Source organism: Massilia sp. DJPM01 (genome assembly GCF_030348125.1).
GTDB classification, from domain to species: Bacteria; Pseudomonadota; Gammaproteobacteria; order Burkholderiales; family Burkholderiaceae_D; genus Telluria_A; species Telluria_A frigida.
Genome location: NZ_JAQOZV010000001.1, coordinates 279,201 through 305,672 on the forward strand (window position 1 = coordinate 279,201; position 26,472 = coordinate 305,672).

The window sequence follows — 26,472 nt, forward strand, 5'->3', positions numbered from 1 at the left end:
CGCGCTACGCGGCCCGGCGTGGTTTTACTGTTTGTCGGAATCGAAGTACACGTCTTTCGTGTCTTCCGACAGCGCGACGTCGCGCACGTTCTTTTGCACGGCCACCGCGGCGAACAGGCTCAGGACGAAGGACATCGCATAGAAGCCCTTCTCGCTCTGCGCCAGCGTGGCATTCCACAAGCCCACCGTCAGCAGCAGCACCGACAGCAGCAAGGACACCCAGCACAGCGCAAAGTAAATGCCCGTGACCTTCACGCCTTCGAGGCGGTCGCGCACCGATTTTTGCAGCGACACGGCGGCGAACAGCCCGTACATCAGCAGGGTGAAGTAATAGCCGCGCTCATTGAGCTGCATCGTCGAGTTCCACAGTCCGATGAGGAAGGTACCGGCGCCGACGAACAGGGCCGCCCAGGACGCGCCGATAAAGGCACCGGTAGGACGTTGCGGCAGTTGCTTGGACATTCAATTCTCCTTGGTTTGACATCACGTTGATAATGCGCGCCAGCTTGCATAGCCGGCGATACAGCAGGTAATCGATCCGGCCAGGTGCAGCGCCGAATGGGCCAGCGCCCAGCCATAGTCGCCGCGTTCGAGCAGCACCATCGCTTCGCCGGAAAAAGTGGAGAATGTCGTCAGCCCGCCCAGGAAGCCGGTCACCGCGAACAGGCGCCACTCGGGCGGCAGTTGCGGATGCGCCGCGAAAAAGCCGAGCGCCACGCCAATCAGATAGCCGCCGCCGAGGTTCACGGCCAGGGTGCCGAGCTGCAGTTTCGGGTGCAGGGCACCGAGCCACAGTCCCAGCCCCCAGCGCAGCCACGCACCGAGCGCGGCTCCCACGCCGACGGCGACAAAATTCACTTGTCAGCCCGATGCGCGGTCCACTTGGCCAGCGCGGCGTCGTCGGTGACGCGCGCGTCGACCCAGCGCGCACCATCGGGTGTTTGCTCCTTCTTCCAGAACGGGGCGTCGGTCTTGAGGTAATCGATGATGAATTCGCAGGCGGCGAACGCTTCGCCACGGTGCGCCGCGGTGCACGCCACCAGCACGATCTGGTCGAGCGGCGCGAGCGGCCCGACCCGGTGCACCACCAGCGCGCCGTACAGAGGCCAGCGTTGACCAGCCTGCGCCACGATCTGTTCCAGCGCCTGCTCGGTCATGCCGGGATAGTGTTCGAGCTCCATGGCGGCCACGCTGGCGCCGTCGTTCATGTCGCGCACGGTGCCGACAAAGGTGACGACCGCGCCGATGCGCGCATCCTGCGCGCGCAGGGCCGCCATTTCGGTGCTCAGGTCGAAGTCGGCGGTCTGGACCCGCACCGCCATCATTTGCCGTCCTTGGCGATGCGCGTGAACAGGTGCTCGATGCGCGACGCCGTGCGGTCGTCGACCAGGGCCGGGGTGGCGCACAGTTGCAGGAACCGGGCCGCCTGGTTGCCCGGCTTCTGGCCCGACTTGAGCGAGGACTGCAAGGTCTCGACCTGCAGTTTCAGGCGCTCGCGCGCGAACTCGCTGCCGCTGTCGATGCCGGCCCCGATTTCGAGGCGCAGGATTTCGTGCAGCAGCGGCGCGCGGTTCTTTTCGAGCAGCGCGGCGAAGGCGGCCCGGCCTTCGCCACGCGCCGCCAGCGCCGCATCGAAGCGTGCCTTGAGCGTGCGTTCGTAACTGGCGTCCAGCGCCGGCAAGGCGCTCCAGCGCGCGGCCCAGCCGGTGCTGTCGGCGCTGTCGGCATCCACGCCGCCGGCGGCAACCTGCGCTTCGAGTTCCTGGCACAGGCGCAGCTTGTCGCGCAGGGCGCTGGCCTGGGCACGGCTGGCGTCGCGCTTGGCGGCGTCCACATGGTGCTGCAACGCGCCGATGGCTGCGTGGTAGCGCTTCTCGACCTTCGCTTCGTTGGCGCGCGGGACGGCGCCGATGGTGTTCCATTCGGCGGCCGCGTCGCGCAGCAGTTTGGCGGCGTGGGCGGCGGCGCCAGGCTCGCCGGCGGCGTGTTCGAGGCGCGCACTGATGGCGTCTTTCGCTTCCTGGTGGCTGCGCCGTTCGGCGTCGGCCGCGTTGGCGCTTTCCTTGCGGCGCGCGAAGACGGCATCGCAGGCGGCGCGGAATTTCTGCCACAGCGCCTGCTCGGACTTGCGTTCGAGCGGCACCGCGCGCGCATGTTCCTGCCAGCGTTCCTGCAGCGAGCGCAAGGTGTCGAGCGCGTGGCGGTCATGGGCGTCGAGCGCGCCCACCTGGGCGATCATCGATTCGCGTTCGGCCACTTCGTTCTTGCGCTGCTGTTCCAGCGGCGCCTGCAAGGTGTTGAGCGCATCGGTGAATTCGTGGTCGAGGCGCTTCTTTTCCTTGCGGTCGATCGCACCCAGGTGGCTCCACGCCAGGCGCATGCGCTGCACGGTCGCCGCCATGTGCTTCCAGTCGACGCTCTCGCCTTCGGCCAGCTTGGCTGTTTCGAGCGCCGCTTCGGCGATCAGGGCTTGCGCCTTGGCCGCGTTGGTGTGGCGTTCGTCTGCCAGGTGCTTGAAGTGGGCGGCGGCAGGCGCGTAGGCGGCGCTGCAGGCGGCGTCAAAGCGCTCCCACAGGCTTTTCGGCGCGGCGCCGGACAGGGTGTCGAGCGACTTCCAGCGTTCGCGCATGCTGCCGACTTTCTTGGCCAGTTCGCTCATCGCCAGTTTTTGCGTGGTGAGCTGCTCGACCGCCTTGATCAATTCCTCGCGCGAGACGTTGCCGCCCCAGCGCGCCCAGTCCGACAGGCGTTTGAGTTCGGCGCGCGCGTGCGCCAGGCGATCGGCCATGGCGGGCGTCAGGCGCGTGCCCTTGCTGTCCTTGAGGATCTTGTCCATGTCGGCCGCGCTGCCGAGCGAGCCTTGCTGCAGGGCCGCTTCCATGGCGTCGAGCGTGTCGATGACATGCTGGTCGGGCGCTTGCGCGGGCGCGTTCTTGCGCGCTTCTTTCGGCTTGTGCGCCGAGGGGACCGCGGCCGGCAGCGAGGCAAGCAGCACCTCGAAGCGCTGCTGCAGGTCGGCGCCGGCGTCCTTTGGTGCTGGCGGCAACTGCTGCCAGGCTTTTTTCAGCTGGTCCTGGTTGAATGCGCCGGGCGGCGTGGCGCGCCATTCGGCCAGCGCGGTTTCGCGCGCGATCACGGCCGACTGGCCCTGCTCCAGCGCGCCCAGCGAGGCGGACAGGCGCGCGTGCTCGGAAGCGAATTCATTGGTCAGGCTGCGCGGCAGCGAGCCGTGTTCCGGCGCGGCCAGCGCGGCGGCGTGGGCCTGCGCCATCTGTTCCAGGCGCTCCGCAAGCTCGGCGGCGCGCAGCTCGCTGCTGCCCAAGGCGCGCAAGGCAGTCAGGCTGTCGATCATGGCGCGCTGCAAGCTCATCTGGGCTTCGAGGCGCTGCGCCAGCTGGGCGCGGATGGCATCGAACTGGGCGGCCAGTTCCGGCGCGGCGATCACCGACCAGCGGCGGTCCAGGTCGGCCACCTGGTTGGGCGAGAGCTTCTCGTCCTTGAGCAGGGTTTGCGCCTGCTCGATGCAGGCCTGGCCGCGCGCAAGCTCGGCCAGGTGGTGGCGCAGCGCATCCAGGCGAGACTGCATCAGCTTGGCGACGCGGCGGTCGGTATTGCGCATGGCCGCATGCACGCGTTCGAGCGCGGCGGCCGAATGCACGTGCTCGGCGGCGGCAAGGCGCAGTTCGGAAAAATCGGATTGCAGGATGAACTCGACGGCGGCGGCTTCATCGCCGGCCAGCGCGGCTACCTTTTCGGCCTGCTGGGCACGCAGCGCGCTGGTCTGCGCGGCTGCCGGAGCTGGATTCGGGCTCGCCTGCACGGACTTCCCGGCAGGGGTATCGGACTTGTCGGCCGGTCGCTTGAAAAGGAATTCGAACATGACGTGATATCAACCATTCAAAACCACCATCATAGCAAGAATGGCGCGGAAAGCACGCGATCGGGAGGAGTATTCATGCACGATACCGCAGGTGGCTTGCGCCGCCGGGGCAAGGTGATCAGCGCGGACCGGGCCTGGCAGCAACAATCCAGGCCATCCTGCCCCGGCGCGGGCACGTTGAAGGCCCGCCGGCCCGGGAACCCGCGCCTGCGCCGGCCGGGTGGATGGCGTTTAATGCGCGAAATGCGGTGCGAAGCGGCGCTCGCGCCCGTCGTCCACGCGCTCGTGTTCGCCGCCATGCCCGCGCCGGGACAGGACGATGGCCTGGCGCGACGGTTTGCGTTCTTGCACGTAAGCATCGTGCAAGAGCATTTCGTTGGCGATGGAAAACCACGCTTCGCCGGAAATCACGGACCGCGCGATGGGAAACAGTTCGTGTTCCTCGCGCTCCAGGCGCTTGAGGGTGGCGCTGCAAAATGCTTCCAGCGCGGCGCAGAACTGGGCCACGCTGGCATAGCTGTCAAGCGCCTGGAAGCCGAGCCGCACCACCAGCACGCCCACCGCGTCGCCGGCGGCCCGGCCCAGTTCTTCCAGGTCAAGCAGCAGGCGGTCGGCGGCGGGACTGGCCTTGCGGATGGCCGGCACCAGGAACATGTCGATCTTGCGCCAGTGGCAATTTTCGTACAAACGCTTGACGGTCTCGCAGGCGGCACTCACCTGCGCGGCGGCAAGCGCATTCTGATGCGCGAACGTCGAGTGAAGCAGCTTTTGCACCTCCTGCACCTGCGTACGAATCTTCGCTTGTTCGACAGACAGTGCAACCAGGGTATATGTCGCCGTTAACATTCGGTCTCCTCAAAAGTTGCCCGCATGCGCAAGACCCGCACGCTGGAAGCGCCGGGGAGCCTGGCTGGAGTCGTATATTTTGGCAGGCTTGGAGTTGTTCTTTATGAACTTTTTCATCAGCCCGGAGAAATCAGTGTAAAGAACTCCGACACCACAGCTTTGATCTAGCGCAAGGCGTGCCCCATCAGTGATTTCTTATAGGCACATCCGCAACGTGTCGCCGCCTGATGCCCGCGCAAGGCACCGGCGGCGCGCCGATTTAGTAACGAAACGTCACGCTTTGTTCTTGCACCCAAGATTTTTTTGAGTGCGCCAACCAAAACGCCGCCATTTGCGCGCAGAATGTAAGTTACGGTGCGGCCGAATTTCAAGCATTTTCAGCCTCGCACATCATTTCTTTCGATGCCAAGCAACCATCTGGGGACGCCTATTCCTTCCGCCAGCGTATTTCGCCGATCAGCCAGGCGCCTGTTCCGGGTCCTGCTGCTCCCGTGCTTCGCGCTGTCGCTGGTGGCGGCCATGTGGATCACCCTGTTTCACCAGATGGGGGTCGAGCGCGGCGCCGCCCATCACGACGCGGTGCTGTCCAGCCAGGCGCTGGCGCGCGTGCTGTCCGAGCATGTCAGCCACATCCTGCGCCAGAGCGACCACGCGACCCAGCTCTTCAAGCTCAAGTACGAGGAAACCGACGGCGCCCTGCGCCTGCCCGAGTTCTCCCAGCGCAACGGCTTGCTCGACAGCGTGCTGCCGGCCAAGCTCAACCTGCCGATGGCCCTGATCGACCGCCACGGCATGCTGCTCGACAGCGCCAACGGCTTCCGCGCCGGCCCCGGCCCGATCGCCGCCACCTCCTGGTTCCAGGCGCTCGCGGGCGGCGCCGGCGACGCCTCCCGGTTCGCGACCCCGGTGGTCGAGCCGCGCAGCGGCAAGTGGCTGATCCAGATCGCGCGCCGCCTCAACGATGGCAGCGGCGCATTCAGCGGCGCCATCGTGATCATGATCGACCCGCTTTACTTCGTCGACGACTACGACCGCGTCAGCGTGGACGACGAAGCGGCCCTGTTCCTGTGGGCGCACGACGCCCGGCTCACCATCGGGCGCGTGGGCGAGCGCCTGTTCGTGGGCGAACGCCTCGGATTCCGTGCGCGCAAGGCGGCCGGCGCCTTTGCCGATGAACTGGAACCGAGCGCGCCGCCGGACCGCATCGCGCGCATCTACAGCTACAGCGACATGGACCGCTACGCGCTGGTGGCGGTGGTGGGCATCACCGAGCGCTCCGCGATGGAAAAATTCGAACGCCACCGCATCCGCTACCTGTGGATGGCGCTGGCCGCAACGCTGGCGATCGCTGCGGTGACGATGCTGCTGATGCGCCAGAGCGCGCGCCTGCGCGCCAGCATGCGCGCCGCGCGCGACGCCCAGGCCACCTCGCGCGCGGCCGCCGAGGGCAGCCTCGATGGCGTGATGTTCCTCAAGGCCCGGCGCGACGCCGACGGCAGGATCAGCGACTTCGTCGTGGCCGACATCAACGACAAGGGCGCGGCCATGCTGGGGCACACGCGCGCCGCCGTCACCGGCCAGGGCATCCTGCCGCTGCTGCCGCGCGAGGTCGACCCGCCATTCCTCAAACGCTACGCCCGGGTGCTGCTCGAATCGCACCCGCTCGAAGAAGAAGTCGAGCTGCGCGCCCCCGGCGAACGGGCGCTGTGGATCCGCCACCAGATCGTGCCGATTCCGGATGGCGTGGCGGTCAGCTGGCGCGACATCAGCGCGCGCAAGCTGGCCGAACTCGAAATCAGCGGCAACCGCGGCTTTCTGCAATCGCTCATCGAACACCTGCCGCTGCTCATTTACGTCAAGAGCGTGCGCCCGGCCAGCTTCGGCACCATGGTGGTATGGAACAAGGCGGCCGAAGCGGCCACCGGCTACGCCGCCGAAGACGTGATCGGCAAGACCGACTGCCTCGCCTTCGCCCCCGATTTCGCCCTCTTCAGCCCTGAAGAAGACCGCGCCATGATGGCCAGTCCGGCGGCGCTGGACCTGCCCGAAAAACCGCTGCGCCGGCCCGACGGCGAATTGCGCTACCTGCACACGGTGTCGGTGCCGCTGTTCGACAACGACGGCGCCATCGAATACATCTTGTGCATCGCCGAAGACGTGACCCGGCGCCATGAGCAGGAACAGAACCTGCGCAACAGCGAAGCGCAGCTGACCGCGATCACCAACGCCTCCCCGCTCGGCCTGGTCCGCGCCGACCTGCGCGGCAACTGCACCTACGTCAACCGCATGTTCGAAACCATCAGCGGCCTGACGCGCGAGCAGGCGCTGGGCGGCGGCTGGAAGGATGCGCTCCATCCGGAGGAACGCGACAGCCTCAACGGGATCTTCCTGCACCAGCGCCGGAACCCCGAACCGTTCAAGAAAATGGTGCGCTGCCTGCGTCCCGACGGCAGCCTGGTATGGGCGTCGGTCAAGGTGGCGGCGGTGCGCATCGGCGAGCGCATCGAAGGTTTTGTCGGCACCATCGACGACATCACCACCCTGCGCGAAGCCGAACTGGCGCTGCGCGAAAGCGAGGCGCGCCTGCGCACCATCGCCGATACGCTGCCGGCCATGGTGGCCTATATCGACGCCAACCAGGTCTATCGCTTCCACAACCTGGCTTACCACCGCGAGTTCGGACGCGACGGCGTGGCCGTGCCGGGCATGACGGTGCGCCAGACCGTCGGCGAGCAGCGTTTCGCCACGCTCGAACCGTACATCCTGCGCGCGCTCAAGGGCGAAACGCTGGTGTTCGAGGAACACGACGGCGCCGAAGGCGCGGAACGCGCGGAACGCGCGCTCGAAGTGACCTACATTCCGCAACTGGGCGAGGATGGGGTGACGGTGGTCGGCTTTCACGTCATGCGCCAGGACATCACCTCGCAAAAGCGCGAGAAGAAGCGCTTGCTGAAACTGGCCCAGGTCGACGCCCTCACCGGGCTGGCCAACCGCGCCGGCTTCCTGCACAAGCTCAGCATGGCCATGCGCGAGAGCGCCGACGACGGCCACCTGATGGCGCTGATGTACATGGACGTCGACCATTTCAAGCCGGTCAACGACACCTACGGACACCATGTGGGCGATGCCCTGCTCAAGGCATTCTCGGCGCGCCTGACGCAGACCCTGCGCGCCAGCGATACCGTGGCACGCCTGGGCGGCGACGAATTCACCATCATCATGGAAAAGCTGGCGCGCCCGGAAGATGCGCAGGCCATCGCGGCCAAGATCGTCAGCGCGATGCGGGCGCCGTTCGAACTGGGCGCGGTCACGGTGTCGGTCTCGGCCAGTATCGGGCTGGCCTACTTCAGCGGCGGCACGCTCGAACCGGACGCGCTGCTGCAGCAGGCCGACATGCAGCTGTACCAGGCCAAGCAGGCCGGGCGCAATACCTGGCGCGCGGCGGCCTGAGCGGCTTGTTTTCTCCGTCGGCAATCCCCTCAAATTTTGTCGCGAAGCGCCGGGTCGTGCTGGCCGAATTGCGCTAGACTGGGTCGGCACGCATCGACAAACGGGAGCAAAAGATGAGCTCACTTTACGAAAATGACTGCGCTTTCACGCCGGCGACGGAGCAGGCTTGCGCCGCCGGTCCCTTGGACGACGACGGCCAGGAGCGGCTGGCCGGGAGCGGGCCTCGTACCTCGCCGGCGCCATCGTTCTCGGCGCATTTCCATTTGACCTGCGTCACAACGTTCCGTGGAACCGGGAACAGCGTCGAGAACAAGCATGTCCTTCAATTCAGTTGTTCCGGTACGCCCGCGCCGGGTGCGCCTGTTGCGCCGGCGTGCACATCGGTCAACTGCGACATTGACGTCAACGGTGAAAGCGAAGCGTCGCATCCGGACGTTGACCAGGGCGCGTCGGAAGAAGCGCTGGCGTCCACACGTCCTCCCCAAGATGCGCCAGGCGGGCCGCAGGCCGCCGATGACGCGTTGCAAAGCGAGCGAGCCAGGCGCCTTGCCGCACTCAATGCCGCGTTCGGCATGTGGAAGGATCGTGACGACACGCCCAAAGACGGTCTTCAATACCAAATAGAGTCGAGGGCTGAATGGCGCTAGTCCTATTTGACACCAACATCCTCATCGACGCGCTCAATGGCATTCCTGAAGCCCCCCAGGAATTGGGTCATTACACCAATCCTGCCATCAGCAGCGTCACCTGGATGAAGCTGATTGCGGGGACGCCGCCTTCGGAGCAGCCGGGCACGCGCGCATTCCTGGTGAGCGGCGGATTCGAAGTCATTCAAACAGACGAAGCAATCATGCACGAGGCTGCGGCGATCCGTGGCGCGAGTATGCGCAGTCTGCCGAAGATCCCGTTACTGGACGCCATCATCCGCGCAACCGGAAATATAACGCGGCGGCTGATCATCACCCGGAACAAAAAGGATTTTCTCGGACCGAATATCCGCATCCCGGATGAGCTCGAAACGCAGACCATCGTGCACGTAATCAATGTAATACCGCCGCCTGCGCAGTAAGTCCCGCAGTTAGCGTTTCGGCCGGACCGGGCGCGCCTTCTCCAGTTCCCAGCCCAGCTCGCGCCGGATATCCTGCGGGTCGGGCGGCGGACGCCGCTGCGCGATTTGCGCGCGCAGCCACTGGCGCACGCTTTCCTTGCTTGGTTGCTTGTCGGAGTTCATCTTGCTTCCTGTCTCGATCACTTCGCCCGGGGGCCTGCTCCGTTAACGCTGTGCCAGGCCAGCAGTTGACTGCGTGCGCATCGAGCGATGCTAAAATGCGCGTTTTTTTACGTTCGGAACTTCCCCATGTCAAAACCCGCCCGCGTGCTCACTTTCAAATGCGCCAACTGCGAGAAACCTGTCAAAGTCTTCCTGCAGAAAGTGTCCGCCTGTTCGCATATCCAGCCCTACCAGGGCGTGTGCGGCTGCGGTGCGCTGAAACGCCATGCCACAGGAAACAAGGACGCTGTTGAATCCTATCTCGCATCGGCGGAAGGGCAATGGTCCCATCACCATTGATTGAAATTCCTCAAGGCAATAAAAAAATAATAGAAAAATAACTAAAGTAATCGGCAAGACTGCCGTTATGGTCAGTAACGCAACTTTTTTATTGTCTGACCGCCATGTCCTTCTTGTCCGCCCTGAGCGCCCGTCCGCCCGCATCCCCCCTCCTTCCTGCCGCCGCGCAGGCCGGTGGCAGGAGCGTCGGCGCACAGCTGGCGCCGGCCAGCGGCCATGTCGCCGCGCGCCTGCCGGTGGTCAATCCGGTATCCCTGTACAACGATAACGTCAATTTATCCCCGCAGAGCCTGATGAACCGCGTGGACCAGCTGGCCACGTCGACCGTCGATGTGGCCCAGAAATTTCTCGACACCTTTGTCGGCAAGCTGTTCGGCGATGCCGCCAAGGGCGCCACGGTCAGCTTCGACGCGGTGTCGGTACAGGCGCAATCGGCGTTGTCGGCCTCGGCCACCCAGAGCGGCAATCTGCGCGCCAGCGCCTTTTCCCTGAACGAGAGCGCCAGCTTCATCGGCACCGGCTAGCTGGTCACGGCCGATGGCCAGACCTTCGATTTCGAGCTGGAGGTCAATTACGAGGCCAGCGCCAGCGTCGCCACCGAAACAACAGCGCCCGCCGCCCGCCCGGCCCAGCTCGATGCGCCCGATGTGCTGGTGCTGACCGGCAAACCGCTGCCGCCGGTAAAGTTCCCCGGCAGCCTGAACGAACTGTTCAAACTGCTCGGGCGCGAACTGTCAGCGCCCGTCAACGGCACGGCCGGCGAGAATGGCGACAGCGTGGGCGGCAATCTGAGCCTGCGGCTGCTGCGCCTGGTCGACCGCGCCGCCCTGCTCGCCCCCCGTCCGCGCGCCGATGAACCGCCTGCCGCCACGCTCGAGCGCAGCAAGGCGCTGGCCGGCTCCTACGGCGGCGCGCCCGCCAGCAGCATCTTCGCCAGCGCCTGAAGGCGCGCGCTGCCCACGTATAATAGAGATTCTGACGCCCCGTGCCCGCACGGGGCGCTTGCCGTTTTCCGTTTTTGCACCACTGACCGATCGCCCCCATGCAACCTGAACACACTGCCGACGCCCCGGCGCGCATCCACTGGACCGAGGAAGGCCAGCCGCGCACGGCGCGCTGGCGCTCCGAGAGCGGCATGCCGCCGCCGAAAAAAGTCGTCATCGCCGACGACAAAACCCCGGCCGACGTGGCCTACCGCCTGGCCTGCGAAGGCACCGCCCTGCTCTGGCGCGGCGACTTCCACAACGCGCGCCAGTTGCTGCAAGCGCTGGCGCGCCGCGCCGACCACAAGGGCGCACGCGCCAAGCCGCCCAAGGTGCCCGCCTCGGCGGCCGAAGCGTTCCACCTGCACCGCCAGGCCCAGTCGCAGCGCGCACGCACGCTGGCCATGCTGCTGCTGCCGTTCGAGGCCGACTACAGCGTGCCGCTGCGGCGCGCGCCGGATGTCAAACAAGCCTGCAACGAAGCCTATGGACGCGGTGACGAACCGTTCGTGGCATCGATGCGCGAACTGCTCGGCCTGATCGGCGCCCACGAGTGGCGCAAGAACGGGGTCGAGATCGCGGCGCTGGGCGCGCGCATCCACCCCCACTACGGCGTGTTTTCGCCGATCCGCGGCGAGTACGTGGCGCTGGTGGCCGACGCGCCGCTGCCGCCCGCATGCGCGCTGGCCTTCGACATCGGCACCGGTACCGGCGTGCTGGCGGCCCTGCTGGCGCAGCGCGGCGTCAAGCGCGTGGTGGCCACCGACATGGATGCGCGCGCCCTCTCCTGCGCGCGCGAGAACCTGCAGCGCCTCGGCGCGTTCGACAAGGTCGAGGTGGTGCAGGCCGACCTGTTCCCCGAAGGACGCGCCAACCTGGTGGTGTGCAATCCGCCCTGGCTGCCGGGGCGCCCGAGTTCCTCGATCGAATACGCGGTGTACGATCCGGACAGCCGCATGCTCAAAGGCTTCTTGAACGGCCTGGCGGCCCACCTGGCGCCCGGCGGCGAAGGCTGGCTGATCCTGTCCGACCTGGCCGAGCACCTGGGCCTGCGTCCGCGCGAGCAGTTGCTGGCGCTGATCGCGGCCGGCGGCCTGCAAGTGATCGAGCGCCACGACGTGCGTCCCACCCACCCGCGCGCGTCCGACGCGACCGATCCGCTGCACGCTGCGCGCGCCGCCGAACTGACATCGCTATGGCGTTTGCGCGCACTGTAACCGCGCTGCTGGCGTGCGCCACCCTGCTCGCGGGCGGGCGGGCGGGCGCCTGCAGCCGGCCGCTGAACATGGTCAGCGAGGAATGGCCGCCCTACTCCTTCACCAACGAGGACAATGTCCAGACCGGGCTCGATATGGACATGGCCAAGGCCATCCTCAAGGAAGCCGGCTGCACCCTGGTGAGCGCGCCGCCGCTGCCGACGGTGCGGCGCATGCTGCTGTTCGAGCGCGGCGAATTCGACCTGATGCTGGCCGCCACCGACACGCCCGAACGGCGCCGTTTCGCGCGTTTTTCCGACGCCTACCGCAACGAGACAGTGGCGCTGTTCGTCCTGGCGCGCGACTATGCGCGCTACGCCGGCATCGGCAGCATGCCGGCGCTGGTGCGCGGCCCCGCTTCCGTGCTGGCGCCGCGCGTGGGCTGGTACGGGCCCGAATTCGCGAACGCCACGCCAAGCCTGCGCGCCAGCGGCCGCCTGTTCGAGTTCGGCACCTTCGAGCAGGGCGTGCGCATGCTCGGCGCCGGACGCGCGCCGCTGATCATGGGCGACCGCGCCGCCGTGCTGTATGAAGCGCAGCGCCAGAAGCTGGTGCTGCGCCAGTTGCCCTTCGTGCTGCATCAGGCGCCGGTGCGCCTGATGCTCAGCCGCGCCAGCACCACGCCGGACGACCTGGCGCGCGTGAACGCCGCCATTGCGCGGCTGGAGAAAAACGGCACCCTGCAAGCGCTGCGCGAGCGCTACGGTTTGCGCTGAGCAGATCATCGTTTGCACTTCCGGCGAAACCCCTGTACAATTCGCCGCTCAGACGCGGGGTGGAGCAGTCTGGCAGCTCGTCGGGCTCATAACCCGAAGGTCACAGGTTCAAATCCTGTCCCCGCAACCAAACACATTTTGAACTGAGCCCGACTCTTCACACAGCCGGGCTTTTGTTTTTAGAAAGGGACTAGCTGCCTTCAAGCCAGTCCACCGCGCTTCCCATGAGAGACAAAAAAGATAACGCGACCTTCGATCTGCCGGGGTTCGGCGCGGCTGCGCCGCTCGTCCATCCCCCAGCCGAAGCGCGCCGCACCACGGTGCCGCGCCAGCGCAAAGCCACCATCCGCCAGCAACAGCTCGAACTGCTCGACGAAACCGATGCCAGCGGCTTGCCGGTGTGGCGGCGCGACGACAATACCGACCTGACCGGCCTGCCCAACTGGGCTGCCGCGTAACACCCCCGGTGCGGCAGCCGTGCCGCGCCATCGCAATTCATCCATCTCCGGTCGCCTGTTAGACTGGGGACCTCCCCTTTTGCCAGAGCACCACATGAATCCAAACGCCTTCGCCACCCTGCCGCTCACCGCCACCTTCCTGGCCAACCTGGACTCGCTCGGCTACCGCGAGATGACCGACATCCAGACCAAGAGCCTGCCGCACGTGCTCGACGGGCGCGACCTGATCGCCCAGGCCAAGACCGGCAGCGGCAAGACCGCCGCCTTCGGCATCGGCATCCTGCACAAATTGAATCCCGCCTGGTTCGCGGTGCAGGGCCTGGTACTGTGCCCGACGCGCGAACTGGCCGACCAGGTGGCCAATGAGCTGCGCCGCCTGGCGCGCGGCGAAGGCAATATCAAGGTGCTCACCCTGACCGGCGGCGCGCCCATGCGTCCGCAGATCGCCTCGCTCGAGCACGGCGCCCACATCGTGGTCGGCACGCCAGGCCGTATCCGCGACCACCTGGGACGCGGCAGCATCGACCTGTCCAAGGTGCAGACCCTGGTGCTGGACGAAGCGGACCGCATGACCGACATGGGCTTCTACGACGAGATCGCCGGCATCGTCAGCGCCTGCCCGTCGCGCCGCCAGACCCTGCTGTTTTCGGCCACCTATCCGGACGATATCCGGCGCGCCACCGAATCGTTCCTGAGGAACCCGGTGGAAGTGGTGGTCGAAGCCCAGCACAGCGGCGACCAGATCGAGCAGCGCTTCTATGAAGTCGGCTTCGACAACCGCGACCAGGCCGTGGGCCGCCTGCTGAAACACTTCAAGCCGGTCTCGGCCCTGGCATTCTGCAACACCAAAGTCCATTGCCGCGAACTGGCCGACGAATTGCGTGCCCAGGGCTTTTCGGCGCTGGCGCTGTACGGCGAACTGGAACAGCGCGAGCGCGACGAAATCCTGGTGTTGTTTTCCAACCGCAGCTGCTCGGTGCTGGTGGCGACCGACGTGGCCGCGCGCGGCCTCGACATTGCCAACCTGGGCGCGGTGATCAATGCCGACGTCTCGAAAGACACCGAAGTGCACATCCACCGCGTGGGCCGCACCGGCCGCGCCGGCGAATCGGGCCTGGCGCTGACCTTGTGCGCGCCGAACGAAAAGAAATGGGTCAAGCTGATCGAGCAATACCAGCACGCGCCGGTCAGCTGGCATCCGCTGGCGGAACTGGCCGACGATGGCGAAGCGGCCGCGCCAGCACCGATGGTCACCCTGGTCATCATGGGCGGCAAGAAAGACAAGCTGCGCCCGGGCGACCTGCTGGGCGCCCTGACCGGCGACGCCGGGCTGACCAAGGAACAGGTCGGCAAGATCAATGTGTTCGAATTCATGACCTATGTGGCGCTCGAGCGCCACGTGGCCGAGCAAGCTTTCCAGCGCCTCAATGCAGGCAACAAGCTCGGGCGCGACTTCGGCAATATCAAGGGCCGCAGCTTCAAGATGCGCTTTATCGACGCCTGAGGCAGCACGCCAAGGCGGTGAGCAAGGGGAGGCTAAGTCGGCGCTAAGTCGGCGCCAAGGCGACGCCAAGGCGACCGGCAAAGCGATGCCGTACGGCATGCTGTTGCGTAACCGATGAGCCGGGCTTTGCGGCGGGGCACTTATGCAGCTACACTAATCGTGTCACGCGCCCTGCTGCACGGAAAAACAGCAGTGGGGCCGTCGCATGAGCACCCAGACCGGCGTTCATGCCAGAAGATGCGGCAAATTGCGTTGTCATGAGGCAAAATGCATAAATTAGGTTCATCCGATTGATGCGCTTAATCGTTAAATCTGGCATGATTGCTTGAGATAAACATCGACGCTCCCCCGCGGCCCCGCACTCATGAATACTAACGTTGTGCTTGATGACATTGAAACACTGAAGCAGGCCTTCCTGCGTGGCGCCGGCATTCCCGCCGATGCGCTCGGTTCCGGCCTGACGCCGGAGTTGATGGAACTGATGGGCAAGCTGATGGCCAGCTCGCTGCAAGGTACCATCGATCTGCTGGCCCTGCGCTCGCTGGTCAAGCAAGAGGTCAAGGCCGATGTCACGATGGTGGTGATGCGCAACAATAATCCGCTCAAGTTTTTCCCTGACAGCCAGACCGTGCTGACCCAGATGCTGCGCAAGAAAATGCCCGGTTTCATGGAGCCGCTCGAATCGATCGACGATGCCTATAACGACTTGCGCAGCCACCAGAAAGGCATGGTGGCGGGCACCCGGGCCAGCATGGGCGCCATGATGGCGCGTCTCAAGCCCGAGCTGTTCGAGACCGAGGTGTCGGGCGGCGGCATGATGGGCACCCTGATTCCCTCGCGCCGCCAGGCCGAGAGCTGGAAGACCTACAAGCAGGCTTACCACACGGCCGAAGCGGAAGCCAAAGACCAGTTCAAGTCCATCTTCGGCCCCGCTTTCCTGGCCGCGTACGAGAAGGAAGTCGAGCGCGCGAATGCGGCCGGCACCAGCAATGGTTGAGCGCAATCCGATCCGCCTGGCCTGGACACGCATCAGTGAAATCGGCATGCGGGCCAGCAACCAGGATGCCGTCGGCGAAGCCCAGCATGGCGATATTTCCTGCTTCATCATCGCCGATGGCGCCGGCGGACACGAGGGCGGCGAGGTGGCCGCGAACATCGTGGTCGAGGCCATGCTGGAAAAATTTGCCAGCGTGCCGGCTTTCGGGGCCCATGCTTTGCTGTCCTACACGGCCCACGCCATCGCGAGTGTTGCGAAAAACAAACAGATTCACGCCGAAAACCATGACATGAGCGCCACCGTGGCCGCCTTGCTGGTGGACCAGGCCAATGCCCATGCTTTATGGGCGCATCTGGGCGATACCCGCATCTATCTGTTCCGCGACGCCAAGCTGGTCAGCGCCACGCGCGACCACAGCCTGACCCAGCAACTGATCGATGCCGGCTATGCGCGCGCCGACCAGCTGCGCAGCCATCCCCAGCGCAACATCCTGTTTGCCGCCATCGGCGCCGAAGGCGAAACCCCGGTCGCGCTCGGCGACGGCCCGGTCCAGCTGCTCGACGGCGATGCCTTGCTGGTATGCAGCGATGGCTTGTGGGAATGGGTGCACGAAGACGAGATGGAACGCACCCTGGCCGAAGCGGGCAATAGCGAGCAATGGCTGACCGCCATGTGCGCGCTGGCCGAGGCGGCCCTGGAAGGCACCGACCGGGTACGCGACAATTTCTCCGCGTACGCCATCCGCGTCGAGCGAGAGATCGTATGAACGCCCTCGCCCCCGGCTCCGAGAACTGCCTGCCGATCGGTACCAGGCTGGCCGACTTTGAAATCACCGGCGTGCTCGGTGAAGGCGGCTTCGGCATCGTCTACATGGCGTTCGACCATTCGCTGCAGCGCAGCGTGGCCCTGAAAGAATACATGCCGGGCGTGCTGGCCACGCGCGCCAGCGACCACAGCATCATGGTGCGTGCCGAACGGCACCAGGAAACTTTCAACGTGGGGCTGAAAAGCTTCATCAACGAAGCGCGCTTCCTGGCCCAGTTCGATCATCCGTCGCTGGTCAAGGTGCACCGTTTCTGGGAACAGAACCGCACCGCCTATACGGCCATGCAGTATTACGATGGCCGCACCATCAAGGATATCGTCACCCATAGTCCGGAACTGGTGACCGAAGTGTGGTGCAAGAAGGTGATGAAGCAGATTCTCGATGCCCTCGAGATGCTGTACACCATGAAAATCCTGCACCGCGACGTGTCGCCGGACAACATCATCGTACAGGAAAGCGGCGACGCCGTGCTGCTCGACTTCGGTTCGGCGCGCCAGATCATCGGCGACCGCACGCGCGGCCTGACCGTGATCCTGAAACCCGGCTACGCGCCGGTGGAACAGTACGCCGGCGACGCCTCGCTCGACCAGGGTCCGTACACCGACATCTACGCGCTGGCCGCGGTGATGTTTTTTGCCATCATCAAGGAACCGCCCGCGACCTCGATCGCGCGCATGGTGCGCGATCCGGTCAAGCCGCTGGCCGAGCGTGGCCTGCCCGGCTACAGCCAGGAATTCCTGGCTGCCATCGACAAAGGCCTGGCCGTGCTGGCCCAGGACCGTCCGCAAACCATCGACGCCTTCCGCGCCCTGCTCGGCATCGAAACCAGCGGCGAAGCGCCGCGCGCCCGCCCTACCGGCCCGGCCCAGCGCTTTGCCACGGTCGACCGCCTGCCCGATGCCGCCCCGGCCGCCACAACGGCGCCGCCATCGCCCGTGACCGGCCCGGTCAAGCCGAACCTGTCCAAGCCGGCCAGCGCCGCGTCGCGGCCAGACGGGCAGGCGCGTTCCTCGCGCCGCCCCAAACCGGAAACAGCCGAGAAACCGGCGAAGCCGGTCAAGCCAGCCAAAAAAGGCTTGCCGCCGTGGACCGGCATTGCCGCCTCCGGCGTGGTGATGGTGGCCGCGATCGCGGTCGGCCTGTATTCGCTGCTGTCCAAGCCGTCCGACACGATCATGGTCGCGCCGGCCCAGCCGGCGGTGGCCGACGCTTCCGCCCTGCCGCCACCGGCGCCAACGCCGGTGCCGGTGGCGACACCGGTCGCCACCCCGGCCGAGCTGCCCGTGCCGAACGAGAATGCGTCTGCCGCCGTCCCGGCGCCGGCCGAGGCTGTTGCCGCCACCGATGTGCTGGCCGACCCGGCCGCCGAAGCGGCGCCTGAAACGTTCAACTATAAATTGTCGATCAAGCCGTGGGGCACGATCTATGTCAACGGCAAGGAATCCGGCGTCACGCCACCACTGAAAAAGCTCACGCTGCCGGCCGGCAAACACAAAATCCGGATCGCCAATCCCGGCTTCCAGGATTTCCTGCTGAATCTCGATACAACAAAAAACAAGTCACGCACGATTGAACATGATTTCACAGCGCAGCCCAAATAAACGCATTAAGATCGAGGCATGAACCGATCCCAACACTTCCTGATGTATGCCGTGCTGGCCGGCGGCCTTGCGCTGTCCGGCTGCGCCACCACCGAACCGCCGCCCAAGGGCAGCGCCACGCCCCGGCCACCGGCGCCGCGTCCGCCCACCCCTCGCCCTCCGCCGCCAGTCGTGCCGTCGGCGCCGACCGTCAGCGCCGACCAGGTGGCGCTCAACGAAGGCATCGAACTGTACAACCAGGGCGCGTACAACGACGCCATCAAGCGTCTGGGCGCGGCCGATATCAGCGGCGGCTCCAAGGCCAACCAGGTCGCCGCGCACAAGTACATCGCTTTCAGCTACTGCGTGACCTCGCGGCCGGTCCAGTGCCGCCAGCATTTTGAAAAAGCCTTCAAGCTCGATCCCGCATTCGCGCTGGCGGCGGGCGAAAGCGGCCATCCGCTGTGGGGTCCGGTGTTCGCCAAGGCCAAAAAAGCAAAATAGACACGCCGTACCGACGAAAAAAAACGCTGCCCATGAGGCAGCGTTTTTTTTGAACGGCAACGTGATCAGTTACGAACGACGCGCTTGTATTCGTTGGTGCGGGTGTCGATTTCGATGACGTCGTCGGTGCTGACGAACAGTGGCACCTGGACCGAGTGGCTGTGCGCTTCGATCGCGTTTTCCAGCTTGGCTTCTTTCAGGACGTTACCCGACGTATTGCCCTTGACTGCTGGCTCGGAGTAAGCAACCTTGCGTGCGATCGTGGTTGGCAGCTCGACCGAAATGGCTTTGCCGTCGTAGAACACGGCTTCGCATTCCATGCCGTCTTTCAGGTAATGCAGTGCATCGCCCAGGTTCTCTTCTTCGATTTCGTACTGGTTGTATTCAGTATCCATGAAAACGAACAGCGGATCGGCGAAGTACGAGTAGGTGACCGGCTTCTTGTCCAGCACGACGACGTCGAACTTGTCGTCGCCACGGAAGACGTTTTCCATTGGGCTGTTGTTCAGAAGATTCTTCATCTTCCATTTGTAGGTGAAGCCCGTGCGGCTCGAGCCGTTGACATCGGAACGCAACACGATCATAGGCTTGCTGTCAACCATAATGATGTTGCCAACACGAATTTCTTTTGCAGGTTTCATAAAGAGTGTACGTAAAAAGTGGGTTGCATGAAAATCATCTGTCGCCTGCTGGCATGACGCCGGAAGCTCACGTTTGATCGAGGTAAAAATACGTTAGAAATTAACCGAATATTGTACCTTATCCGGGCCGCGATGACCTAAGCGAAGCGGCAAAGTTCAGCATATTACTGGTGAGATCGCCGTTTGCCAACATCTGGCGCTGCCATTCATCGGCGCGGGCATGCAGTTCGGGCAGCGACGCGACGAAAGCGGGCCACAGCGGCGCCGGATCGGGGTCGGCTGGGGTGGCGCCGTTCCAGCACAGTGACAGCGCGGACAGGCTGTCCAGCCCGCTTGCGTAGCGTCCCAGGAAGGCGCGCAGTTTTTTGTGGTGCAGGTTGCCATCCTGCGGGTAGATATGCCAGATGAACGGGCGGCCGGCCCACTGGGCGCGCACAAACGAGTCTTCGCCGCGCACCACATTGAGGTCGCAGGCCCACAGCAGGCGGTCGTAGTCGGGCTGGGGCACGAACGGCAGCACGCGCACGGTCAGCAGGCCATGGGTGGCTACAGCGCCGGCGCTGGACGGCGCTTTCAGGAAAGCCTCGACCGCTTCTGTCGCCACGCCTTCCGGCACCAGGCAGGTCATCGCCTGCGCCCCGCCCTGCCAGGCGCCGAACAAGGCAGCCACGGGCGCGTGCGGGTAGCAAAACAAGGAGACTTTGGTTGACGCCATTTCCTGGGCCGTCACGCCGAACTGGCCGAGAAAAGCCGCCATTCCGGTGGCATCTGCCTGGAACCGGCGGCGTTCGTCGTCGAGCGCCGCCTCGCGCATCAGGCCGCCGGTCTTGGCGCTGAAGCCAGGGAAGAAAAAATGTTTCGTCAGCGGCAGGCGCGGATGGGACGATGGCAGCGTGTGGCAGCCCTCGACCCACTCTTCGGCGCTCAAGCCTTCCAGGTTGAACCAGACCGGGCGCGGCTCGCACCGGGCCATGGCGGTGATGTAGCCGGGCGGGATGTCGCAGGCGAAAAATTCGATGACGATATCGGCGATGTCGGCGGGGGCGAACGCGCCATCCTGGCCGGCCCAGTGGCGCACGGTCACGCCATGGATTTGCTGGAGGGCCGCGCCGGGGTCGATGTCGGGGCAGATGCGGCGGAAACTGGGCAGGTCGTCGACCCACAAGGTGACCAGGATGCCGTGCTCGCGCTGGAGTTGGCGCGCCAGGCGCCAGCAGATGCCGATATCGCCGTAGTTGTCGACGACGCGACAGAACAGGGCAAGGGTGAGAGCGTGATCGTGTGCAAGGGACATAGGTATTTTTTGGTTCGGCTCGGCAAATAGTACCGTTGACCTACAAACCGTCGTCCCCGCGCAGACGAGGACCCAAGTCTGATGAGCCGTCGACTGCGCTACAAACTTGGATGCCCGCCTCTGCGCGGGCACGACGAGCAATGCAAAAAGCCGCACAAGGCGGCTTTTTGCACTAACTGGCGTCCCCAAGGGGATTCGAACCCCTGTACTCACCGTGAAAGGGTGATGTCCTAGGCCTCTAGACGATGGGGACCTGAACTGTTGTCAGGTAGTGGCAACTACCTGCAATGTACGACTACATCAAAACTTGGTGGAGGTAAGCGGGATCGAACCGCTGACCTCTTGCATGCCATGCAAGCGCTCTCCCAGCTGAGCTATACCCCCCATGTAACGCGAACTACTTTGCGCTGGAAAACAAAGAACCGATTCAACGATTCTCAGGTAAAACTGGCGTCCCCAAGGGGATTCGAACCCCTGTACTCACCGTGAAAGGGTGATGTCCTAGGCCTCTAGACGATGGGGACAGAAATCTGTCCTGGACGTATTCTACATCCTGACCTTACTTACCGCACCAACAAAAAACCCTGACTCGTCAGGGCGTTTAGTGGCACTAAACTGCGACAGCATTCTACTACAAGGTACTGCATTTTACTACTTTAATCTTGGCGTCCCCAAGGGGATTCGAACCCCTGTACTCACCGTGAAAGGGTGATGTCCTAGGCCTCTAGACGATGGGGACCCGGTACTGCTTCAGATAGTGGCATCTATCTGCAATCTACTACAACTGCGTACAACCGCTTCGATTAGTGGTGGAGGTAAGCGGGATCGAACCGCTGACCTCTTGCATGCCATGCAAGCGCTCTCCCAGCTGAGCTATACCCCCGTCCGTCGAAGAAGCAGAATTATATACTAGGGCTTGCAATATGCAAAGCCCCGAGCCCAACAATTTAAACTTCGGCTTTCAGGCGTGACAGGACCAGTTCACGGCCCAGCAGTACCAGCACCGCATCGATTGCCGGCGTCTGCAACTGGCCGGTCAGCAAGAGGCGCAGCGGCATCGCCAGCACCGGCATCTTGATGCTGTTAGCGGCAAGCACTTCCTTGATCATCGCGGCCAGCGCTTCGCGCGTCCACTCGACCGTGGCGCAACGCTCGGCGAACTGGACCACGACCGGCTTGACGGCATCGGTCAGGTGCTGGGTCATGAGCGCCGCGTCCGGCTGCGGCGTGCGGTAGAACAGCATGGCCGCATCAGCCAGCTCATTGACGGTGTTGGAGCGGTCCTTCATCAGACCCAGCGCGGCGGCCAGGTCGGGTGCGCCGTCGAACTGGGCGCCGTTCGCTTCCATCCGCGGACGCGCCAGCGCGGCCAGGCGGGTATTGTCGGCCTGCTTGATATAGTGGTTGTTCAGCCATGCCAGTTTTTCCAGATCGAACTGGGCAGCCGAGCTGGTCAGGTGATCCGTATTGAACCACTCGCAGAACTGCTCCATCGAGAAGATTTCATCATCGCCATGACTCCAGCCCAGGCGCGCCAGGTAGTTCAACATCGCTTCCGGCAAGATGCCCTTGGCCGGGTAATCCATGACGCTGACGGCGGAGGTGCGCTTGGACAGCTTCTTGCCTTCATGATCGAGGATCATTGGCAGGTGACCGTACTGCGGCAGCGGCGCGCCGATTGCGCGCAGGATATTGATCTGGCGTGGAGTGTTATTGACGTGGTCGTCGCCGCGCAGGACGTGGGTGATCTGCATGTCCCAGTCGTCGACCGCCACGCAGAAGTTATAGGTCGGCACGCCGCCCGGACGGGCGATCACCAGATCGTCCAGTTCCTTGTTGGAAATCGTGATCGTGCCCTTGACCACATCGTCCCAGCTGACGTCGCCGTCGAGCGGGTTCTTGAAACGCACGACCGGTTCGCGGTCGGCCGGCACGGCGGGCAAGGTCTTGCCCGGCTCCGGGCGCCAGGTGCCGTCGTAGCGCGGCTTTTCGCCCGCGGCCGTGAAGCGCTCGCGCATGGCGTCGACTTCTTCCTTGGAGGAATAGCAGTGGTAGGCGGTACCGGCCTCCAGCATCTGGGCCAGCACCTCGCGGTAGCGGTCCATGCGCTGCATCTGGTAGAACGGGCCTTCGTCATGCGCCAGGCCCAGCCACTGCATGCCTTCGATGATGGCCTGCACCGCTTCCGGCGTGGAACGCTCGACGTCGGTGTCTTCGATGCGCAGCACGAAGGTGCCGCCGAAATGGCGGGCATACGCCCAGCTGTACAGTGCGGTGCGGGCGCCGCCAAGGTGGAGGTAGCCGGTAGGGCTGGGGGCAAAACGGGTGCGGACGACGGTCATGGGATCGGTATGCGTAGGTAAAGAGAAGTATTTTACCGCGTCGCCGCCGCGCCACCCATCAGCGGCGGCGCGGCGGCGAAACGAGCGGGCGGCCTAATACCTCGTCTCAGTGGATTTGAAGGGTTCAGGCAGCCTCCTTTATTGCGTCCTCCTGGCGCGCTTGCTCAAGTGGCTGATAGACCCGCCCGAGTTGAGTGCGCGCCTTCCCTATGTGAACATCCATTGGATTTGTGCTGCAGCGTCGTTGCGGCATTTTTCCCGGACGGCGATTTCCCGCACCAAGGTTTCTTTATCTGCAATGCGGCGCGCCAAGCACTGCTGCTTGAGAACGCCGATTTCGATTTCGACCATGTTGAGCCAACTGGCATGCCTGGGCACATAGTGGAACTCCAGCTTACGTGCAATGCGGCGGGCCTCACCGGGCTCAAAGGTGTTGTACAGGGCGGCGATGGAATGGGTTGAGAGATTGTCCAGTACGACACGGATCACGTCGGCCTCAGGCCAATGCACATCGACCAGCGCCTGCATCTGCTGCGCAAACTGGCGGGAAGTTCGTTGCTCGGTGACTTCGACATGGCGCCAGCCTGCGTGAACACCGTAGAACACAAACAAGTTTGCCGTACCGTTGCGCACGTATTCGTAATCGATGCGTGCGGGTGTGCCCGGGGTTGCCGGCTCGGCCCGGCGCGCATGCCCGATGAGTTGGGTCGGGCTTTCGTCGAAGCGCACTACCGGGCGCCTGGGATCGTGCGGCTCGGCGTACAGGTCCAGTACGTCCTCCATATATCGTATATTCATGGATAAGGTCCTCTGCATCAATTCAGTGGAATTACCCCTTTATGACGACGCCCATGACAAATCACAACCCCGCTCCATGGAGCGACCGACAGGGCCAGTATCTGGCGTTTATCTATGCATACACCACAATCCACCGCCAGGCTCCAGCCGAGCGGGATATCGAACGTTTCTTCCGCGTCCCGGCACCCAGCGCACACACAATGATCAAGGCGCTTGAGCAACAGGGTTTCATCCGCCGCCAAGCAGGAGTGGCACGTTCGATTCAACTTCTCGTTCCCTGCGAACAATTGCCGATCCTGAGGCAAGTCGAATAACTCACTCAGGCCAACCCTTCAAAATCCCTGAGACGAGGTACTAGTTAGGGGTTTTTGACTCAAATTTGCGCCATGGCCGAAGGCGCATGAGGACAGGCGCGGCGGGGCGAAGAGGGGGAGTGCGATTTGACGCATTTTGACGCACTTTGAGCGTTTTTTCGTGCTGCTGGTCAATGCTTGCGATTGGGGCTTCTTTTCCTTGACGGGGCTGCATTGAAGGCTGGCACGCCATACTTACTCCGCGTTTGCCAGCGACGAGGCAACCTGCGGTCCCTCCTCGCCACGGTTTAGTTTTGCGCTCACGGCATATTGCTTGAAACGAGCAGCATCGAGGGTCGCCGTGCGCTTTTGCTTTGGATCGAGTCAGTGGCGCGCTTCGCCCGCGCTGACCGCGATCTACTGGATTCAACTATGCATTGCATGATAGCTAGCAAAGATGACGATGCCTGCGCCGATGAGAATTGCCACTCCACTGGCAATCAGAAATGTTGGCTTTGCGCCCATCATTGTTATCGGATCATTCCCTGATGAGTTTTCACGTGCCAGTGCGAGGGACGCTCCTATCAGTGCCAGCGAGATGATCATTCCAATAATTTCCCGCCTTTGCAAGAGGCTTGGCATCGGATCGAGCGAAACCGGAAAAATACTCAGGAGATCGAGAGCGTAGACGACGGCAAAGCCTAAACCAGCGATGGCTGTGGCATGCGCAACCCATCGGCCGCCTTTCAGGAGAAAATAGACGAGTGCCAAGCTGCCTATGCCCAGCGCCGTAAGGAATATATTGAATAGGATGACCGAAGCCTCCCCAATATTGGCAAAGTTCCTAGTCTCGATTGGTCCACCTGGAACCATAGTTGAAAATAGCAGAACCGAGACCAAGGTCAGCGCAGCGACGAGTTTTCGAGTTGGTGTCATACTTTCTCCTGTCGTTTCGCCCCCGGCACAACCGAAAGGCGCTAGTCGTGTTCAAAGCGTCCGATTAACTCTGCTGTAACCGCAAGGTTGCCGTTATTAGCATGACAAAGCCTGCGAGTTGCGCCTCCGCCGATATGGGGGTGAAAGCGATACGGCTCATGAATCCGTCAACGCAGGCGATGATAGTCGCGGCCGCTTGACGGGTGCTGATCTCATCTGGAACTTCTCCACTAACTTGTGCCTTGCCTATGACGGCGCCAAGAGTGTCGATCATGCGGATTTCCGCGCGCCTGAGGGTCGCTGCGACCTCTTCTTGTCGAAAGGATTCTGCCAAGATTTCTAGCCTCAGAGCATGGGATTGCCGGTCAGGCGGTGTCTCAAAGAGCGCCTTTCCCAAGCTCATAATTCCTTGTTTGAGACTTTTCGCGTCGTTGAGGCTTTCGATGAGCGCAAGATCGCCGGCGAGATTTTCCTCGATCACAGACATGATCAGATCGTCCTTGGTCGCGAAGTATTGATAGAGATTGGCCCCGCTCACGCCGGCCTCGGCACTGATCTCTGCCGTGCTCGCAGCGTGGAATCCCTTGCGGGCAAAGACGCCTCGCGCTCCATTGATGATTTGCCGCCTTCGCGCGGCACGCCTGTCGGCGTCGACGGGACGTCCTAGTCGCGATGGATTGATTGTACTCATCCCCTTAATATAACTGATTAGTTCATTATATAACTAGTACCTCGTCTCAGTGGATTTGACGGGTTCAGGCAGCCTCCTTTATTGCGACCTCCTGGCGCGCTTGCTCAAGTGGCTGATAGACCCGCCCGAGTTGAGTGCGCGCCTTCTCTATGGTGAACATCCATTGGATTTGTGCTGCAGCGTCGTTGCGGCATTTTTCCCGGACGGCGATTTCCCGCACCAAGGTTTCTTTATCTGCAATGCGGCGCGCCAAGCACTGCTGCTTGAGAACGCCGATTTCGACCATGTTGAGCCAACTGGCATGCTTGGGCACATAGTGGAACTCCAGCTTACGTGCAATGGGGCGGGCCTCACGGGCTCAAAGGTGTTGTACAGGGCGGCGATGGAATGGATTGAGAGATTGTCCAGTACGACACGGATCACGTCGGCCTCAGGCCAATGCACATCGACCAGCGCCTGCATCTGCTGCGCAAACTGGCGGGAAGTTCGTTGCTCGGTGACTTCGACATGGCGCCAGCCTGCGTGGTCAGGGTGGGTGTTGGCCGCAAAATATCGGAACGCTACAGAGTCGTATGTCGCGCGCTCGATCTTGCGGCTGGACGCCAACCCGGTGGCATAGCCGTAAATAAGCAAGCCCAACAGAACGGCCGGATGGTGCGCCGCCGAACCGCGCCCTGCATATTGGCGCGTCAGCTCAGACAAATCCAGACGCTCGATTACCTCCACAATGAAGCGCGCCAAGTGATCTTCCGGCAACCAGTCCTCCACCGAAGGCGGGAACAGGTAGCTGGTTTGGCGGTCTACAGGGATAAATCTGCTCATCCGGGCCTCGTGGGTGTCAACTTGTCGTCAACATCATTTGACCGATATGACTCATTTTTTTCGAGTCAAATAGTCCGACAGACTG

General features: G+C 63.5%; 27 protein-coding genes, 6 tRNA genes and 2 pseudogenes. 16 read left to right on the top strand and 19 right to left on the bottom strand.

The features are described 5' to 3' along the window. Positions 1 to 24: 24 nt before the first annotated feature. From yiaA to PO883_RS01210, 5 genes are all read right to left on the bottom strand, one after another. Entirely contained in the window at positions 25 to 462 is a 438-nt protein-coding gene (yiaA, locus tag PO883_RS01190) for an inner membrane protein YiaA (RefSeq protein WP_289308145.1), read from the bottom strand. A gap of 21 nt (positions 463 to 483) precedes the next feature. After that, a complete protein-coding gene (gene crcB / locus PO883_RS01195) occupies positions 484 to 858 on the bottom strand; it encodes a fluoride efflux transporter CrcB (RefSeq protein ID WP_289308146.1) in 375 nt (124 codons plus the stop codon). Next, entirely contained in the window at positions 855 to 1,322 is a 468-nt protein-coding gene (moaE, locus tag PO883_RS01200; RefSeq protein ID WP_289308169.1) for a molybdopterin synthase catalytic subunit MoaE, read from the bottom strand. The genes crcB and moaE overlap by 4 nt, the downstream gene beginning before the upstream one ends. Further along, positions 1,322 to 3,880: a DUF349 domain-containing protein gene (locus tag PO883_RS01205; RefSeq protein WP_289308147.1), complete on the bottom strand. Its 2,559-nt coding sequence runs from the start codon at positions 3,878 to 3,880 to the stop codon at positions 1,322 to 1,324. The genes moaE and PO883_RS01205 overlap by 1 nt, the downstream gene beginning before the upstream one ends. Before the next feature lie 231 nt (positions 3,881 to 4,111). After that, the gene (locus PO883_RS01210) at positions 4,112 to 4,726 is read right to left on the bottom strand and encodes a hypothetical protein (RefSeq protein WP_289308148.1); all 615 of its coding nucleotides are present in this window, start codon (positions 4,724 to 4,726) and stop codon (positions 4,112 to 4,114) included. Between the two features lie 402 nt (positions 4,727 to 5,128). Here PO883_RS01210 and PO883_RS01215 point away from each other — a divergent pair, with 402 nt between their 5' ends. The 3 genes from PO883_RS01215 (at position 5,129) to PO883_RS01225 (ending at position 9,245) form a co-directional block, all read left to right on the top strand. Beyond that, complete coding sequence (locus tag PO883_RS01215; RefSeq protein WP_289308149.1) at positions 5,129 to 8,176, top strand: PAS domain S-box protein; 3,048 nt, start codon at positions 5,129 to 5,131, stop codon at positions 8,174 to 8,176. 182 nt (positions 8,177 to 8,358) lie between these two features. After that, positions 8,359 to 8,823, top strand: a complete 465-nt coding sequence (locus PO883_RS01220; protein WP_289308150.1) for a hypothetical protein — start codon at positions 8,359 to 8,361, stop codon at positions 8,821 to 8,823. Beyond that, positions 8,814 to 9,245 (top strand): VapC toxin family PIN domain ribonuclease, encoded by a 432-nt coding sequence (locus PO883_RS01225; RefSeq protein WP_289308151.1) that lies wholly within the window; start codon positions 8,814 to 8,816, stop codon positions 9,243 to 9,245. Before PO883_RS01220 ends, PO883_RS01225 begins: the two co-directional genes overlap by 10 nt. A 9-nt stretch (positions 9,246 to 9,254) precedes the next feature. Here the strand turns inward: PO883_RS01225 and PO883_RS01230 are convergent, their stop codons facing one another. Continuing rightward, on the bottom strand, positions 9,255 to 9,407 hold the full coding sequence (locus PO883_RS01230) for a hypothetical protein (protein WP_167084813.1): 153 nt from the start codon (positions 9,405 to 9,407) through the stop codon (positions 9,255 to 9,257). A gap of 126 nt (positions 9,408 to 9,533) precedes the next feature. Here PO883_RS01230 and PO883_RS01235 point away from each other — a divergent pair, with 126 nt between their 5' ends. From PO883_RS01235 to PO883_RS01290, 12 genes are all read left to right on the top strand, one after another. Continuing rightward, on the top strand, positions 9,534 to 9,746 hold the full coding sequence (locus tag PO883_RS01235; RefSeq protein ID WP_289308152.1) for a hypothetical protein: 213 nt from the start codon (positions 9,534 to 9,536) through the stop codon (positions 9,744 to 9,746). Positions 9,747 to 9,850: 104 nt separating this feature from the next. Further along, positions 9,851 to 10,270: a hypothetical protein gene (locus PO883_RS01240; protein ID WP_289308153.1), complete on the top strand. Its 420-nt coding sequence runs from the start codon at positions 9,851 to 9,853 to the stop codon at positions 10,268 to 10,270. Positions 10,271 to 10,393: 123 nt separating this feature from the next. Further along, positions 10,394 to 10,690: a hypothetical protein gene (locus PO883_RS01245; RefSeq protein WP_289308154.1), complete on the top strand. Its 297-nt coding sequence runs from the start codon at positions 10,394 to 10,396 to the stop codon at positions 10,688 to 10,690. Between the two features lie 98 nt (positions 10,691 to 10,788). Continuing rightward, positions 10,789 to 11,946, top strand: a complete 1,158-nt coding sequence (locus PO883_RS01250; RefSeq protein ID WP_289308155.1) for a methyltransferase — start codon at positions 10,789 to 10,791, stop codon at positions 11,944 to 11,946. Next, the gene (locus tag PO883_RS01255; protein ID WP_289308156.1) at positions 11,925 to 12,701 is read left to right on the top strand and encodes an ABC transporter substrate-binding protein; all 777 of its coding nucleotides are present in this window, start codon (positions 11,925 to 11,927) and stop codon (positions 12,699 to 12,701) included. The genes PO883_RS01250 and PO883_RS01255 overlap by 22 nt, the downstream gene beginning before the upstream one ends. 53 nt (positions 12,702 to 12,754) lie before the next feature. Then, positions 12,755 to 12,831: transfer RNA gene (locus PO883_RS01260), tRNA-Met, on the top strand. Positions 12,832 to 12,925: 94 nt separating this feature from the next. Further along, a complete protein-coding gene (locus PO883_RS01265) occupies positions 12,926 to 13,159 on the top strand; it encodes a hypothetical protein (protein ID WP_099876952.1) in 234 nt (77 codons plus the stop codon). A 94-nt stretch (positions 13,160 to 13,253) separates the two neighbouring features. Continuing rightward, positions 13,254 to 14,663, top strand: coding sequence for an ATP-dependent RNA helicase DbpA (gene dbpA, locus PO883_RS01270; RefSeq protein WP_289308157.1), 1,410 nt, complete (start codon positions 13,254 to 13,256; stop codon positions 14,661 to 14,663). Positions 14,664 to 15,027: 364 nt separating this feature from the next. After that, positions 15,028 to 15,660, top strand: coding sequence for a type VI secretion system-associated FHA domain protein TagH (gene tagH, locus PO883_RS01275; protein WP_167084823.1), 633 nt, complete (start codon positions 15,028 to 15,030; stop codon positions 15,658 to 15,660). Beyond that, a complete protein-coding gene (locus PO883_RS01280; RefSeq protein WP_167084826.1) occupies positions 15,653 to 16,426 on the top strand; it encodes a PP2C family serine/threonine-protein phosphatase in 774 nt (257 codons plus the stop codon). The genes tagH and PO883_RS01280 overlap by 8 nt, the downstream gene beginning before the upstream one ends. Continuing rightward, positions 16,423 to 18,087 (top strand): serine/threonine-protein kinase, encoded by a 1,665-nt coding sequence (locus tag PO883_RS01285; RefSeq protein WP_289308158.1) that lies wholly within the window; start codon positions 16,423 to 16,425, stop codon positions 18,085 to 18,087. The genes PO883_RS01280 and PO883_RS01285 overlap by 4 nt, the downstream gene beginning before the upstream one ends. An 18-nt stretch (positions 18,088 to 18,105) precedes the next feature. Continuing rightward, positions 18,106 to 18,570, top strand: a complete 465-nt coding sequence (locus tag PO883_RS01290; RefSeq protein WP_289308159.1) for a TssQ family T6SS-associated lipoprotein — start codon at positions 18,106 to 18,108, stop codon at positions 18,568 to 18,570. Between the two features lie 65 nt (positions 18,571 to 18,635). Here PO883_RS01290 and PO883_RS01295 read toward each other — a convergent pair whose 3' ends face one another. From PO883_RS01295 to PO883_RS01335, 9 genes and pseudogenes are all read right to left on the bottom strand, one after another. After that, the gene (locus PO883_RS01295; RefSeq protein ID WP_054267202.1) at positions 18,636 to 19,211 is read right to left on the bottom strand and encodes an elongation factor P; all 576 of its coding nucleotides are present in this window, start codon (positions 19,209 to 19,211) and stop codon (positions 18,636 to 18,638) included. A 118-nt stretch (positions 19,212 to 19,329) separates the two neighbouring features. Next, positions 19,330 to 20,505, bottom strand: a complete 1,176-nt coding sequence (earP, locus tag PO883_RS01300; protein WP_289308160.1) for an elongation factor P maturation arginine rhamnosyltransferase EarP — start codon at positions 20,503 to 20,505, stop codon at positions 19,330 to 19,332. A 177-nt stretch (positions 20,506 to 20,682) separates the two neighbouring features. Then, a tRNA-Glu gene (locus PO883_RS01305) sits at positions 20,683 to 20,758 on the bottom strand. 55 nt (positions 20,759 to 20,813) lie between these two features. Then, a tRNA-Ala gene (locus tag PO883_RS01310) sits at positions 20,814 to 20,889 on the bottom strand. A 64-nt stretch (positions 20,890 to 20,953) separates the two neighbouring features. Beyond that, a tRNA-Glu gene (locus PO883_RS01315) sits at positions 20,954 to 21,029 on the bottom strand. A gap of 139 nt (positions 21,030 to 21,168) precedes the next feature. Next, a tRNA-Glu gene (locus PO883_RS01320) sits at positions 21,169 to 21,244 on the bottom strand. Positions 21,245 to 21,312: 68 nt separating this feature from the next. Further along, a tRNA-Ala gene (locus tag PO883_RS01325) sits at positions 21,313 to 21,388 on the bottom strand. Positions 21,389 to 21,452: 64 nt separating this feature from the next. Beyond that, positions 21,453 to 22,847: a glutamate--tRNA ligase gene (gene gltX / locus PO883_RS01330; RefSeq protein ID WP_289308161.1), complete on the bottom strand. Its 1,395-nt coding sequence runs from the start codon at positions 22,845 to 22,847 to the stop codon at positions 21,453 to 21,455. Between the two features lie 124 nt (positions 22,848 to 22,971). Beyond that, a pseudogene (locus PO883_RS01335) lies at positions 22,972 to 23,630 on the bottom strand (IS630 family transposase); the annotation flags it as partial. 68 nt (positions 23,631 to 23,698) lie between these two features. On the opposite strand from PO883_RS01335, the gene PO883_RS01340 reads away from it, so the two are divergent. Then, complete coding sequence (locus PO883_RS01340; RefSeq protein WP_289308162.1) at positions 23,699 to 23,959, top strand: LexA family transcriptional regulator; 261 nt, start codon at positions 23,699 to 23,701, stop codon at positions 23,957 to 23,959. Positions 23,960 to 24,364: 405 nt separating this feature from the next. Here the strand turns inward: PO883_RS01340 and PO883_RS01345 are convergent, their stop codons facing one another. The 4 genes and pseudogenes from PO883_RS01345 to PO883_RS01355 all read right to left on the bottom strand — a co-directional run. Then, a complete protein-coding gene (locus PO883_RS01345; RefSeq protein WP_289308163.1) occupies positions 24,365 to 24,874 on the bottom strand; it encodes a hypothetical protein in 510 nt (169 codons plus the stop codon). Positions 24,875 to 24,938: 64 nt separating this feature from the next. After that, a complete protein-coding gene (locus PO883_RS01350) occupies positions 24,939 to 25,565 on the bottom strand; it encodes a TetR/AcrR family transcriptional regulator (RefSeq protein WP_289308164.1) in 627 nt (208 codons plus the stop codon). A gap of 64 nt (positions 25,566 to 25,629) precedes the next feature. Further along, positions 25,630 to 25,851, bottom strand: a complete 222-nt coding sequence (locus tag PO883_RS35025) for a hypothetical protein (protein WP_373890022.1) — start codon at positions 25,849 to 25,851, stop codon at positions 25,630 to 25,632. A 164-nt stretch (positions 25,852 to 26,015) separates the two neighbouring features. Next, a pseudogene (locus tag PO883_RS01355) lies at positions 26,016 to 26,387 on the bottom strand (transposase); the annotation flags it as partial. Between the last annotated feature and the right edge of the window lie 85 nt (positions 26,388 to 26,472).

Coding starts and splice junctions, on each gene's coding strand:
- yiaA (WP_289308145.1), bottom strand. CDS start 462: ATGTCCAAGCAACTGCCGCAACGTCCTACCGGTGCCTTTATCGGCGCG.
- moaE (WP_289308169.1), bottom strand. CDS start 1,322: ATGGCGGTGCGGGTCCAGACCGCCGACTTCGACCTGAGCACCGAAATG.
- PO883_RS01205 (WP_289308147.1), bottom strand. CDS start 3,880: ATGTTCGAATTCCTTTTCAAGCGACCGGCCGACAAGTCCGATACCCCT.
- PO883_RS01210 (WP_289308148.1), bottom strand. CDS start 4,726: ATGTTAACGGCGACATATACCCTGGTTGCACTGTCTGTCGAACAAGCG.
- PO883_RS01215 (WP_289308149.1), top strand. CDS start 5,129: ATGCCAAGCAACCATCTGGGGACGCCTATTCCTTCCGCCAGCGTATTT.
- PO883_RS01225 (WP_289308151.1), top strand. CDS start 8,814: ATGGCGCTAGTCCTATTTGACACCAACATCCTCATCGACGCGCTCAAT.
- PO883_RS01230 (WP_167084813.1), bottom strand. CDS start 9,407: ATGAACTCCGACAAGCAACCAAGCAAGGAAAGCGTGCGCCAGTGGCTG.
- PO883_RS01235 (WP_289308152.1), top strand. CDS start 9,534: ATGTCAAAACCCGCCCGCGTGCTCACTTTCAAATGCGCCAACTGCGAG.
- PO883_RS01240 (WP_289308153.1), top strand. CDS start 9,851: ATGTCCTTCTTGTCCGCCCTGAGCGCCCGTCCGCCCGCATCCCCCCTC.
- PO883_RS01250 (WP_289308155.1), top strand. CDS start 10,789: ATGCAACCTGAACACACTGCCGACGCCCCGGCGCGCATCCACTGGACC.
- PO883_RS01255 (WP_289308156.1), top strand. CDS start 11,925: ATGGCGTTTGCGCGCACTGTAACCGCGCTGCTGGCGTGCGCCACCCTG.
- PO883_RS01265 (WP_099876952.1), top strand. CDS start 12,926: ATGAGAGACAAAAAAGATAACGCGACCTTCGATCTGCCGGGGTTCGGC.
- dbpA (WP_289308157.1), top strand. CDS start 13,254: ATGAATCCAAACGCCTTCGCCACCCTGCCGCTCACCGCCACCTTCCTG.
- tagH (WP_167084823.1), top strand. CDS start 15,028: ATGAATACTAACGTTGTGCTTGATGACATTGAAACACTGAAGCAGGCC.
- PO883_RS01280 (WP_167084826.1), top strand. CDS start 15,653: ATGGTTGAGCGCAATCCGATCCGCCTGGCCTGGACACGCATCAGTGAA.
- PO883_RS01285 (WP_289308158.1), top strand. CDS start 16,423: ATGAACGCCCTCGCCCCCGGCTCCGAGAACTGCCTGCCGATCGGTACC.
- PO883_RS01290 (WP_289308159.1), top strand. CDS start 18,106: ATGAACCGATCCCAACACTTCCTGATGTATGCCGTGCTGGCCGGCGGC.
- PO883_RS01295 (WP_054267202.1), bottom strand. CDS start 19,211: ATGAAACCTGCAAAAGAAATTCGTGTTGGCAACATCATTATGGTTGAC.
- earP (WP_289308160.1), bottom strand. CDS start 20,505: ATGTCCCTTGCACACGATCACGCTCTCACCCTTGCCCTGTTCTGTCGC.
- gltX (WP_289308161.1), bottom strand. CDS start 22,847: ATGACCGTCGTCCGCACCCGTTTTGCCCCCAGCCCTACCGGCTACCTC.
- PO883_RS01340 (WP_289308162.1), top strand. CDS start 23,699: ATGACAAATCACAACCCCGCTCCATGGAGCGACCGACAGGGCCAGTAT.
- PO883_RS01345 (WP_289308163.1), bottom strand. CDS start 24,874: ATGACACCAACTCGAAAACTCGTCGCTGCGCTGACCTTGGTCTCGGTT.
- PO883_RS01350 (WP_289308164.1), bottom strand. CDS start 25,565: ATGAGTACAATCAATCCATCGCGACTAGGACGTCCCGTCGACGCCGAC.
- PO883_RS35025 (WP_373890022.1), bottom strand. CDS start 25,851: ATGGTCGAAATCGGCGTTCTCAAGCAGCAGTGCTTGGCGCGCCGCATT.